The 12,231-nt window shown below is 43.7% G+C and carries 12 protein-coding genes; 7 read left to right on the top strand and 5 right to left on the bottom strand.

All coding sequences use genetic code 11. The features are described 5' to 3' along the window. The first annotated feature begins 217 nt into the window (after positions 1-217). A complete protein-coding gene (locus QWZ04_RS12775; protein ID WP_290328556.1) occupies positions 218-733 on the top strand; it encodes an NUDIX hydrolase in 516 nt (171 codons plus the stop codon). Between the two features lie 107 nt (positions 734-840). Next, complete coding sequence (locus QWZ04_RS12770; protein WP_290328554.1) at positions 841-1,221, top strand: c-type cytochrome; 381 nt, start codon at positions 841-843, stop codon at positions 1,219-1,221. A 26-nt stretch (positions 1,222-1,247) separates the two neighbouring features. On the opposite strand, the gene QWZ04_RS12765 is transcribed toward QWZ04_RS12770, so the two are convergent. Together QWZ04_RS12765 and QWZ04_RS12760 are read right to left on the bottom strand one after the other, a co-directional pair. Beyond that, positions 1,248-2,504, bottom strand: a complete 1,257-nt coding sequence (locus tag QWZ04_RS12765) for a DEAD/DEAH box helicase (protein ID WP_290328552.1) — start codon at positions 2,502-2,504, stop codon at positions 1,248-1,250. An 83-nt stretch (positions 2,505-2,587) separates the two neighbouring features. Continuing rightward, on the bottom strand, positions 2,588-3,187 hold the full coding sequence (locus QWZ04_RS12760; protein WP_290328550.1) for an acyl carrier protein phosphodiesterase: 600 nt from the start codon (positions 3,185-3,187) through the stop codon (positions 2,588-2,590). 497 nt (positions 3,188-3,684) lie between these two features. On the opposite strand from QWZ04_RS12760, the gene QWZ04_RS12755 reads away from it, so the two are divergent. Next, on the top strand, positions 3,685-4,890 hold the full coding sequence (locus QWZ04_RS12755) for an aromatic amino acid transport family protein (RefSeq protein WP_290328549.1): 1,206 nt from the start codon (positions 3,685-3,687) through the stop codon (positions 4,888-4,890). 263 nt (positions 4,891-5,153) lie between these two features. Next, positions 5,154-5,366 carry a TFIIB-type zinc ribbon-containing protein gene (locus QWZ04_RS12750; RefSeq protein WP_290328547.1) on the top strand — a complete coding sequence of 71 codons (213 nt, stop codon included), beginning with the start codon at positions 5,154-5,156 and terminating at the stop codon, positions 5,364-5,366. Between the two features lie 135 nt (positions 5,367-5,501). On the opposite strand, the gene QWZ04_RS12745 is transcribed toward QWZ04_RS12750, so the two are convergent. After that, positions 5,502-6,179 (bottom strand): HAD-IA family hydrolase, encoded by a 678-nt coding sequence (locus QWZ04_RS12745; RefSeq protein ID WP_290328545.1) that lies wholly within the window; start codon positions 6,177-6,179, stop codon positions 5,502-5,504. Between the two features lie 358 nt (positions 6,180-6,537). After that, positions 6,538-7,065 carry a hypothetical protein gene (locus QWZ04_RS12740; RefSeq protein WP_290328543.1) on the bottom strand — a complete coding sequence of 176 codons (528 nt, stop codon included), beginning with the start codon at positions 7,063-7,065 and terminating at the stop codon, positions 6,538-6,540. A 350-nt stretch (positions 7,066-7,415) separates the two neighbouring features. Here QWZ04_RS12740 and QWZ04_RS12735 point away from each other — a divergent pair, with 350 nt between their 5' ends. From QWZ04_RS12735 to QWZ04_RS12725, 3 genes are all read left to right on the top strand, one after another. After that, positions 7,416-7,886 carry a CreA family protein gene (locus QWZ04_RS12735; protein ID WP_290328541.1) on the top strand — a complete coding sequence of 157 codons (471 nt, stop codon included), beginning with the start codon at positions 7,416-7,418 and terminating at the stop codon, positions 7,884-7,886. 191 nt (positions 7,887-8,077) lie between these two features. Further along, complete coding sequence (locus QWZ04_RS12730; protein ID WP_290328539.1) at positions 8,078-9,382, top strand: inosine/guanosine kinase; 1,305 nt, start codon at positions 8,078-8,080, stop codon at positions 9,380-9,382. 175 nt (positions 9,383-9,557) lie between these two features. After that, positions 9,558-11,300 carry a formate--tetrahydrofolate ligase gene (locus QWZ04_RS12725; RefSeq protein WP_290328537.1) on the top strand — a complete coding sequence of 581 codons (1,743 nt, stop codon included), beginning with the start codon at positions 9,558-9,560 and terminating at the stop codon, positions 11,298-11,300. 106 nt (positions 11,301-11,406) lie between these two features. Here the strand turns inward: QWZ04_RS12725 and QWZ04_RS12720 are convergent, their stop codons facing one another. Beyond that, positions 11,407-12,078 carry an OmpA family protein gene (locus tag QWZ04_RS12720; RefSeq protein WP_290328535.1) on the bottom strand — a complete coding sequence of 224 codons (672 nt, stop codon included), beginning with the start codon at positions 12,076-12,078 and terminating at the stop codon, positions 11,407-11,409. Positions 12,079-12,231 lie beyond the last annotated feature (153 nt).

Raw genomic sequence — 12,231 nt, 5'->3', positions numbered from 1 at the left:
CAGATCACAAAACGCTAGGTGACTGAGCAACCTATGATTACATAAATGAGAGGTTACTCACTCATTGCGTAAAACAGGTAAGCAATTGAACTGTGACAATTTTATGTAAGTTTACGCAACTGTTGCTTTACAAAGCCAACGCCGCAACGCAATATCAATACTATTGGCTTCTTTAAGCATCCGTCTTAGTAAGCAGTATGAATTAGAAAGGCAAACAATGAGCCGTCAGATACACACGTGGAAAAACATCTCTTTGTGCGAAGAAGATCTTACTCTACCAACAGGCACGCAGATAACCCATACGACGATCGTCCACCCTGGGGCGGCTGTTATCCTGCCTATATTAGATAGTGGTCAGATATTGTTGATAAATCAATTTCGCCCATCACTGGGGAAGTGGCTGTTGGAGTTACCCGCAGGAACAAAAGAAGTAAACGAAAGTGCAGAGTATTGTGCAAGAAGAGAGTTAGAAGAGGAAACGGGGTACAGCGGAAAGGAATTTATCTCATTGGGACAAGTGACCCCGCTCGCCGGTTTTTGTGACGAAATTCAGCACCTATTTGTTGCTAAACAGTTGAGCAAGACAGAACGCCTTGATTGTGATGAAGATGAGATCATTGAGGTAATGCCAATGACTCTGAAAGCGATAGAACAATTGGTGATTGAAGGGAAAATTACCGATTCGAAAACCATTGCCTGTATAAGCAAAGCCAAGCTGTGTGGTTTTATCTAGAACAGCCCTCCATTAAGGCAAACATGCCTTAAATTTGTTTACTACACTTGAGCTTCCCCTAAGGGGAGGCTTTATGTTGTTATAAAGCCCTCAACCCGCAGATTAGCATGAGAAAATTACGTTCAAAAAAAATAAACACGAACATACTTATCACAGCCTCAGTGATCCTATTTGCCGCGCCATTTTCTAATCTTGTAAATGCCAGCAATACCTCAATTGAACTCGGAAAATTAAAATCACCAAGTTGTCAGTTCTGTCATATCCCAGCCGACAGCACTGCGGTAAATAGTAACCTATCAGGCAGTAGCGACCCGAGCTATCCAACACTTAATGGGCAGAATGAAACCTACCTGCTAAATGCTATGCTCGCCTACCAAAATGGCCAACGCACCGGTGGGCTAGCCGAAATGATGCAAGCACAACTCCAGAAACTAAACAGCGATGACTTAAAAGACATCGCTGCGTATTACTCTTCTCTACCTAAATAAGTATTAAGCTTCGTTTACAAAAGGCATTACCACTTTGGCTTGCCGCGTGAAGCGTGGATCTTCATTTTGGCTTTCATTTTCCTTTTCTCTGCCGTGCGGCCTTGGCGACGAACTGGCTTATTGTCATCTACTGGCTCATTAGCGCTTGGCTCAAACCCTTTAATCCACTCTTGAGGAAGGCGAGTATCCAATAAGGTCTCAATCGCTTTTAGAAGGTACTCTTCATCACGGCTCATCAAAGAGACCGCCAAGCCATGTGATCCCGCACGCCCTGTACGACCAATGCGATGAACGTAATCTTCTGCTTTAAATGGCAATTCATAGTTCACCACTTGCTCAAGTTGCTGTATATCAATGCCACGAGCAGCCACATCTGTCGCGATGAGTGCTCTGACCTTACCCGACTTAAAGTCGTCCAATGCTTTTTGGCGTGCCCCTTGGCTCTTGTCGCCATTGATCGACGCCGCTTTAATGCCATCGAGCTTGAGCTCTTTTACTAAGGCGTCTGTCCCTTGCTTTGTTTTTACGAACACAAGTACCTGTTGCCAGTTCTTAGACCCAATAAGGTAAGCCAGCAATTCTGCTTTACGCTTTTTATCTACTGGGTACACCATCTGCTCAACCAACTCTGCGGTTTTGTTTTCTGGTGATACTTGAATCTCGATAGGATCGTTTAGCAGGCTATGGGCGATCTTTTTCACGCTTCCAGCAAATGTCGCTGAGAAAAATAATGTTTGGCGCGCTGAGTTTAATCGATGCAAGATACGCTGAATATCAGGCATGAACCCCATATCAAGCATTCTATCCGCTTCATCCAACACTAAGGCTTTCGTTTTATTCAATGAAATGTTTTTAGTGAACAAATGATCGAGCAAACGACCTGGAGTCGCGATAAGAAAGTCAGTACCACCTTTTAGGTTATCGGTCTGCACTTTGATGCTGGTGCCGCCATACGCGGCCACAACTTTGATATCAGTGCCTTTTGCATAAGCCGTAAGGCTGTCGAATACTTGTTGCGCCAACTCTCTGGTCGGCACAAGAATTAACGCACCAACATCTTTGCCGTGAGATTCGCGAGGAAAAGGTTTCTCCAAAAAGCGTTGGATCAACGGCAAACCAAACGCGGCGGTTTTACCTGTCCCCGTTTGCGCTCCCGCTAACACATCTTTACCTTCAAGCACCGCTGGAATGGCCTGCTCTTGAACCGGAGTTGGATCGACAAAGCCTAATTTGGCGATGGTAGAACAAAGCTGCGGGTTTACACCCAAAGATTGGAAAGACATGGTGATTACTCTTGCTAAAATTCGAGCGCGGATTGTAGCAAAGAAATTCGGCACGAGCATGCGATTAACGTTGTTAGGAGATGTTATTTTTGAAAGTCAGCCGAAGAAGCTGCTACGTTGAGTAAATCCTCATAGAAAGATGAGAACAACCGCTGTAATTCCGGTTGCTTTTCGCGTAATACATGGTGACATTCAGCCAATGGAGTAAACCTTGGACGCCTCATCGCCATTCGCTCCAATGCGTAGGCAATATTGTCTATATATACGTAGGATTCAATCCAACGACCTTTCCACATATGATTGGTCATTTCGAGGTATTTGGGCGGTAATTCTACCGTATTAGGTTCACTTTCTAAACGCGTAACCTGCTCAGCTTTTTGGCAAAATTCAGCGAGTGATTGTGAGTGGTATTCATTCCAACGGCTCGCCAAGCAATGATCCCAATACATATCTAATGCTATTCCCGCAAATCGCTTTTGTTGTTCAGGAAAAAACTGCTTCGCCTGTTTAACAGTGTCGTGAGAATCTGTGTAACTGTCGACAAATCGGTGCAGACGAATACCTGCGACGATATTGTCTGGAAATTGGTGGGTCGGATCACCTTTAACAAAGTCACCAAGCAAATTGCCCAACATGCTGCTCTGGCACTGTTCAGCAATATGTAAATGCGCCAAATAATTCATATTGCCTCCTGAGACTTTCGTTAATACAAAAAGAAACAGCCTCATCATTGAGGCTGTTTAATGTTTATTATGCTTGTTGTTACTGCTCTTCGCCACTTTCTTCCTCGGCATAATCAGATAGGTTAAGGCCGATTTCCATCGCATCAAGCAGCTCCAAACCATCATATTGGCAATGTTCGTCACTCATTGTACTTCTCCAGTACGCTTGTTATTGGCTTCATTTATACGACATAGCACTCATACTTCCTAGCAAATCTACTGCAGTTGTCATTCATTATTTGATCTAGATCGAGTTTCCAACAATGCCACTATGTACATAATTAATTACACGCACAGTTCATTTATATGTACAAAATGAGTTGTTTCTAATGAAATATTCTGACAAAGTAACGCCATAACGAGGATCTGCCTTGTTGATTGCTAGTTTTACAGTGATTACTGTTTAATTATCAACCACAAGCCATGTTGAAACATCATAACCGTAAAGAATTTTATACATGAATAACTCAAGACTGATCGGAAGCACACTTATTATTGCCGGTACCACAATTGGTGCAGGCATGCTTGCACTACCTTTGGCTTCAGCCGGGCTTGGTTTTAGCACCTCAATGATCATGATGTTGTGCATTTGGACATTAATGGCTTTCACCGCGTTATTGATGTTGGAGCTTCACCAGCATGCAGAGCACGACGCAACACTGCATACACTAGCGCAACAATTTTTAGGCAAAAAAGGAAAGTGGCTGGCAACAGGTGCAATGCTGTTTTTGTTTTACGCACTATGCGCGGCCTACATTGCAGGAGGCGGAAGCCAGTTCAACCAAAAGCTTCACCATTGGTTTAACTTAGACACTTCTCAAGAATTCGCGACCCTGATTTTTACCTTCATTATTGCACTGGTTGTCACGTTTGGTACTCAGTCAGTAGATAAGGTTAACCGCGTATTATTTGCAGCAAAAATCATTGCTATGGCGACTGTATTGTTCTTCTTATCTCCAAGCATTCACTTAGATAACTTGGCCGCAATGCCAGTGCAACAAGGCCTGATTATTTCTGCTTTGCCGGTCATTTTTACTTCTTTTGGGTTCCATGGCAGCATTCCAGCGGTCGTTAAATACCTAGAACTAGACGTTAAAGCGGTGAAACGTGCGCTCGTTGTTGGGTCATCCATTCCTTTGCTTGTCTATACTCTTTGGCAGGTTTCAACTTTAGGTGTATTGAGTCAATCTGAGCTAGCTGGTAGTTCTGACTTATCATTATTCATCAATAGCCTTTCTCAAACCGTCCAACAAGGTGCGTTTTCAAATGCCGTCTCAATTTTTGCTGACTTAGCACTATTGACCTCGTTCTTGGGCGTGAGCCTTGGGCTATTTGAATTTCTTGGTGATAGTTTAGGCAAGCATAAAGTCGGCTCAAATCGATTCAATATCGCGATAATTACTTTCACCCCACCGTTGGCTTTCGCACTATTTTACCCTCAAGGCTTCATCACTGCTCTTGGGTATGCCGCCATTGCTTTGGTTATCTTAGCCGTGTTTCTACCCGTCGTTATGGTAGGAAAGGCACGTAAACAGCTTGCTTACGAAAACTGCTATCAGGTGAAAGGTGGCACGATCCCCCTCGTTTTAGCGGGCACGTTTGGCGTGGTTATTATTGCTACCCAGATCGCTATTTCAGTCGGTTTGATCCCGGCATTAGGGTAAATCGGTGTATTCAAAAGTAAGACATATTAGCGGCTAACGAGTATTGAGCTACGTAGATATCACACCGTATTATCTATGTAGCTCAGAATATTTAGTGAAAGGATTTTAGGTACGTAAAACTTTGAAGTCGGCTGTAGAACGGAGATTTGTCATGTAATCAAGTTGTGATTGGTTGGTAATATAAATTAGCGATTGCTATAGTAATTACGCATCAAATGACCCAAAACAACACGTGACTAACCAATAATAGATAAGGGGTATTCATGCCTTTAAAAGTCACTCCCGAAACCAAACATTTTTTTGTATTGCAGCCAATCTCTTCTTGCCCTAAATGTGGTAGCCAAGATTACTTAATTTCAGAAAGTGGCAAAATGTTTATCTGCGAAAAATGTGGCTATTTGTCACGGAATCACAAGATAGACCAAGAGCCTCAACTTAATCAAGACTTAGCGGGTGATAACGACATGATTCATTAGAGCCCATCATTATTAAGCCACTAGAGGAAACTCTAGTGGCTTAATATTTTACTATGCTGAGAGGCTTGCTCTCTCATGCCTAGTTGAAATACAGCACCAGAGTTTAACTTTCGCAGCCTTTAACTCACTCCGTAACTACGCGGTTGTTTCGCTGTGCGGTAATAGTATTTCTGGGATCAGCTGAGATATGCTGCTTATCGTAGATACTAAAGGGTGGTCTATCACGACTTCCGATTCATTCGGTCGAAAGTAATAAGTGCGCATTCCCGCCCCCACTCCTGCATGAACACCTTTTAGCGTGTCATCAACATAGATGCACTCTTGCGCCGACAAGCCCATATTGAGAGCAGCATAGTGTAATAGATCAGGATCAGGTTTCCAGGTGTTGGTTTCAAATGCACTAAAGATAGAGTTGTTGAAATAAGAAGCGAGCCCTGTTAGCTCAAGAGCGTGTTCAATTTTGTCTTTTTCGCTATTTCCAGCGATGCATACCGCAACATCCGCTTTGTTAAGATCGTCCAGTAGCGATCTCACGCCAGGCATTGCTTTTAGCTTCGCTTCGTAAAGATCATGCTTTCGCTCGCGGTATAATGGCTCTAGTTCATCCAAGGACACCGTCAGATGGTATCGGTCACATGCTTCTTGCAACACGTCTACTGGCTTTCCACCTTGAAAGTGTTTCAAAGCGTCAACAAGGGATACGGTACAATCATATTGAGCAAAAACGTCCACTAACGCCTGGCAACACAAGCTTTCGCTGTCTACCAAAGTTCCTTCGCAATCAAAGATCACACACTGAGTTTTTTCTGCCATTTGCTCCGCCACCATTTCCAAGTGATTGAGTTTCAGTGTTGTCTAGCTATCAAGTATTGCAAAGGATAAGCGACGAAAAGTGATACTTAACGCCAGTTTAGAGGTTAATTTTGTGACTTAAGTAAGCTTCGGTTATTGATTACAAAACTCATCGTTCAATTTATAAGCTACTAATATATTTGTCACTTATGAGCCCTTGAATGGACTTATTTGATTGAGAGTAAGTTGCAGGATGAGCAGAACGAAGAATCAGATCGCAATAATTTTTGGGGAAGTAGCATGCTGATCCGTTCAGTACTTGAAAAACCAGCATAAGATAACACGTGAAATGTTACATTTTCATTGAAATTTCAGCGAACTACTCTTCAATAACCAATTGATTTATTGAAGTAACATCCAAACTTTCGCAGTTTAATACAGCAGAGATATAACTGTGTTCATCGCCATTCGTTGAACCACTAAAGGTCACATCTGACACCAACAAAACATCATCTACTTGATGCGTGACAGCGCAAGCAACCGCTTCGCCATTTTTGAAACCAACGTAAAGAGGAAAATCATCAGACAAAATAATTTGTGTGAAGAACTCCAATAAGAAAGCACGCTCTTGCTCATCTTGCCGTGAAGACGCCATCGTTAGCGCATACATGATTGTCAGACGGTGGAAATCGACCAGATGAACCTCATCTACCTCTTTACCGACTTTGCTTACATCACTAGCACGAAACTCAGACAGCGGCATTTGTATGTAGTGCTTGTCTTGTTGTTCTGCTAAATATAAGTCACGGCCTTTAATGCTTTCAGCTGTCGGGTACTTCACGGCTACGTGAGATGATAGCCAATCGTTTTTCTTCTTTACTAAAGTGTTGATCGTGTCGCTCATCATTATTCATTCTTTTAGTGTTGGAGCGTGACCGATGAAAAGACTTTTCAACGTATATTACCCCCAAATGTGACAACCCCTTTGATTACAAATGGGTTTAGGTGGGGTACTGCATGCACTCAGTAAGCACACCAACAAGGCTATCAACAATATCTTGAATTTCATAATTTCTTTTCATTCTTTTAGTGTTGTATAGAAAGTATATCGGGTTTTTCTGACCCCATTAGGAATATACGAGCTTTGCTACTTGTAATTAGCAATTCAACCGCCATATTAATGGCAGGGCTAGGTCCCTCTTGATACACTCTTATTCAGCAACGTTATCTAGCAAACTTTCACATAAAGGAATAACAATGAAAAAGTTACTTTTGGCTTTAGGTGTCACAGCCCTTCTCGCAGGCTGTTCTGATAACGAGGTTGGTGATGTAGGGCTTGGCTGGTTCACAATGAAAGACATCAAAATCTCAAACTTAGATGATGATAAGATCTCGGGCGTAACATGCCACATTGCCTCAATTGAAGCAGATTTCAGCCTTGCCGACCCAAGTGACAGTTCTATCTCATGCCGACAAACGGGTGACATTACCCCTGAGATGATTGCAAGCATCGACAAAAGTAAGTCTGGCGAAGTGGTGTTTAAAAAATCTAAAAGTATTTTCTTTAAAACAATGAAAGTAAGACGCATCTACGACGCAGAGAATCAAACTCTGCTTTATTTGTCTTACACAACGAAAGAAACCGACGGTAGCTTTAAACACAGTCTCTCTACCGTACCGTTGTGGGGAACTAAAGCCTATATTGAGCCTCAAGTAGCCACTAAATAGCACGACTCTCAACTCAATGAGCTCGAACAGAAGTGTTAATGCTGTTCGGGCTATTTCTCTGCTCGCCTCCTCTCCGCTCGCCTTGAAGGCACTCGCACAAACCTCTCAGTTTTTGTTGTAACAAAAATGAAATTTGCACTAATTGTGTGGTAGAATCCGCGCCTGTTTTTCTGAAACCGTTTCTTTTTAGCATGAAATTTCCCGGTCAACGTAAGTCAAAACACTATTTCCCTACTCATTCACGCGATCCGTTGGTGAACCAAGTTCGCCAAGCGCCGAAGCTACACAGACCAACTATTGTTGGTGTGGGTCAAACCATCGTCGATATTGAAGCTCGCGTGGGTGACGAATTTCTTGCTAAATATAACTTGAGCAAAGGCCACTCCTTAGTGCTTGAAGAAAGCCAAGCGGATGCTTTGTATCAAGAATTGAAAGTTCAGGGTTTAATCACCCATGAACATCCGGGTGACACGATTGGCAATACACTGCACAACTACTCTGTACTCGCAGATAGCAAGTCCGTATTGCTGGGTGTAATGAGCAAAAACATCGAGGTTGGCTCTTACGCCTATCGTTACCTGTGTAACACCTCTGCTCGGATGGACTTGAACTACTTGCAAACGGTTGAAGGCCCTATCGGTCGCTGCTATACGTTGATTACCGATGATGGCGAGCGCACTTTTGCTATTAACGAAGGCCATATGAACCAGCTTTCTCCAGAAAGCGTTCCTGCTCATATCTTCAAAAAAGCAGCTGCTCTGGTTGTCTCTTCCTATTTGATGCGTGGTAAGCCAACGGACCCTATGCCTGCAGCGGTTCAACGTGCTATTGATTACGCGAAAGAGAACGGAGTACCTGTGGTTTTGACCTTAGGTACCAAATACGTAATCGAAGGAAAAGCAGAATGGTGGCAGGAGTACTTGAAAAAGAACATCTCCGTCGTTGCGATGAACGAAGAAGAAGGCGAAGCTCTCACCGGTGAAAAAGATCCTTTATCCGCCGCAGATAAAGCACTTGAGTGGGTTGATTTAGTTTTGTGTACTGCTGGCCCAGATGGTCTTTACATGGCAGGCCACACTGACAAAGCCGCACTTCGTGAAACCAACTTCCCGATGATCGATGGCAGCATAGCGAACTTTAATCAATTTGAGTTCAGTCGTGCCATGAAAAAAGCGGAATGCGACGAAGCCGTTAAAGTTTATTCGCACATTGCCCCTTATCTTGGCGGGCCACTTGAAATAAAGAATACAAATGGTGCTGGTGATGCCGCGTTGTCGTCTTTATTACACGACATGGCAGCAAACAAATACCACAAATCTAACGTGCCAGATTCGACGAAACACGATCATCGATACTTAAGTTATTCATCTTTATCTCAAGTGTGTAAATACGCTAACCGAGTGAGTTACGAAGTATTAACTCAGCACGCACCGAGATTGTCCCGCGCATTACCCGAACGTGAAGACAGCTTAGAAGAAGCTTACTGGGACCGATAATTATTAACAAAGCCGGCAATTGCTGGCTTTGTTGTTTCTATCTAGTTACTAATTAGTTACCATTTAGTCAGTTGCGATTTATTACTATCAAAAACACTTTACAAAGATATTTTGCACGGTATATTGCGGACGCAAACGTTTACGCAACTGACTTTGGGCTTTTAGGGGGTTTTATATGCTGAGCGATATCGATATCTGTCGTTCCATTCCACTTTCTTCAATCGACACTGTGGCACACAATGCTGGGCTTAACAGTGGCGAATTTATTCCGCACGGACGCCACAAAGCAAAAATTTCTTTAGATACGCTCACTAGGCTGGAAAAGGAAAAATCCGGCAAGCTTATCCTGGTTACTGCCATCACTCCAACGCCACTAGGTGAAGGCAAAACGGTAACGACTATTGGCCTATCTCAGGGACTTGCTAAGCTAAACAAGTCTGTTATGGCCTGTATCCGTCAGCCATCAATGGGCCCAGTATTCGGCGTTAAAGGCGGTGCCGCTGGTGGCGGTTATAGCCAAGTCGCACCGATGGAAGAGCTTAACCTGCATCTAACTGGCGACATTCATGCCGTCACTGCCGCACATAACCTAGCATCCGCTGCCATTGATGCCCGAATCTATCATGAGCAACGCCTTGGTTACGAAGCCTATGCTGACAAAACGGGCCTGAAAGCGCTTAAAATCGACGATAAGAATGTCGTTTGGCGCCGAGTTGTTGATCACAACGATCGCGCATTACGCATGGTTACCGTTGGTTTGAATCAAGAAAATAAGACCATCAATGGCTTTGAACGCCAAGATGGCTTTGATATCTCAGCGGCTTCTGAATTAATGGCAATTTTAGCTTTAGCGAGCGATCTACAAGATCTTCGTAAACGTATTGGCCGCATTGTTTTGGCCTACAACCTAGATGGCCAACCGGTCACGGCGGAAGATTTACAAGTTGCTGGTGCCATGACAGTAACGATGCGTGAAGCCATTGAACCTACCATGATGCAAACCTTGGAGGGCGTGCCTACGCTTATCCATGCAGGGCCATTTGCCAACATTGCACACGGAAACTCTTCAATCATTGCAGACCGTATTGCCACTAAACTTGCGGATTACACCATCACTGAGGGTGGTTTTGGCTCGGATATGGGTTTCGAGAAAGCCTGTAATATTAAAGCTAATATGGCGGGTTTTGGCCCAGACTGTGCCGTCGTTGTCGCTACGTTGCGTGGCCTTAAGGCAAACTCAGGTTTATACAATTTCAAGCCTGGTCAAGCGCTACCAGACAGCCTATTCAGCGAAGATGTCACAGCATTAAAAGCGGGCTTTGCTAACCTCGAATGGCACATCAATAATGTGTCTAAATACGGTGTGCCTGCTGTTGTTGCAATTAACCGATTCCCGCAAGACAGCGTTCAAGAACTTGAATTGCTCAAGTCTTGGGTGAAGGAGCTTGGTGCAGAAGTGGCAATCAGCGAAGCGTTTTCTAAAGGTGGCGAAGGCGCGATTGAACTCGCTAAAGCCGTCGAAATAGCCTGTGAGAAACCAAGCGCATTTAAACCGCTTTATACGCTAGACCAAAGCTTAGAAGAAAAGCTAATGACCGTCGCTGAAGTGGGTTACGGGGCAAGGGCTGTTGAGTTGTCTGAATTAGCTAAAAAGCAGCTGGCTACCTACAACGCACACGGCTTTAGCAAGTTGGCTCTCTGTATGGCCAAAACGCCAATGTCGATTTCGACAGACGGCTCAGTAAAAGGGGCACCAAAGGACTTTACTGTGGAGGTTCGTGAGCTCAAGCTTTGTGCTGGTGCGAACTTTGTTTACGCTTTGTGTGGCAACGTAATGACTATGCCTGGCTTGCCAGAAAAGCCTGCCTTTATGGGCCTAGACATTGACGCAGAAGGCAATATTATAGGCTTAAGTTAGCCTTGTAGTTCAACGTATCCAAGTAAATAAAAAGACGACTCTAAGTCGTCTTTTTTAATTCTATATTCATAGTTTTGTGTGAAACTTGCTAACGACTAGGCCGACACTAGTTGATGGCCTCAATGAACATCAATTCCACTCTTCTATTACACGCTTTTCCGCTTTTAGAAATATTCGAACAACTTGGTAAATGCTTACCATAGCCTCGAGTATAAACATTCCGAGTCGCGACATTATTGTTCGTTAATAGTAGCTTTACTTGCATCGCACGTTTATCTGACAAATTGTCATTAATCTGATTACCACCGGTGCTGTCCGTATGACCATCAATCACGGTTTTGATACTTGGTTTTTGCGATAAAAAGCCACCAAGCTGCCCCAACCAAACGCGAGATTTCTTAGTGATGGTGGCAGAGCCTGTTTCAAAGTGAATGCGCTGTTCTAATTTGACGACGGTGTGCTGACCGGGAATCACTTCGTACTTGATACGATTGCTTTCCATAAACGCCATCAAAGAACGCATTTCATTCGTGTTATGCATGGGCTGAGAAGCCATTACAGGCTTTGCCATCGGCATAACTTGTGGCTGATTCAAATTGGAAGTAACCGCGGGCTGCCCCACATTCGCCGATACCTCTTCCCCTCCCCAGTCTGGATAAATAAGGTCGCCACTGGTCTTCGGTGCCGTTTCCAGCATTGAAGGAGGCGTTAGCGCACTACACCCTTGCAATAGAATACCCATCAACGCTATGGCAAAAGTCTTTTTAATTACCCACATATTAATGCTGGCTCCCAAAACATGCTGTTAGTACTATTAATAACTATATCGACCTAACTACTAAAACTTTAGGAGAAAAGTGCAAATTTAGCTGCAAGACTCCCTAGTTGTGCTCATATATTAGTCATTTGAAATACTTTCGTACACAGTTAG

Source organism: Vibrio tapetis subsp. quintayensis (assembly GCF_030409945.1).
Classification (GTDB): Bacteria; Pseudomonadota; Gammaproteobacteria; order Enterobacterales; family Vibrionaceae; genus Vibrio; species Vibrio quintayensis.
This window is presented reverse-complemented; position numbering and strand designations above follow the sequence as displayed.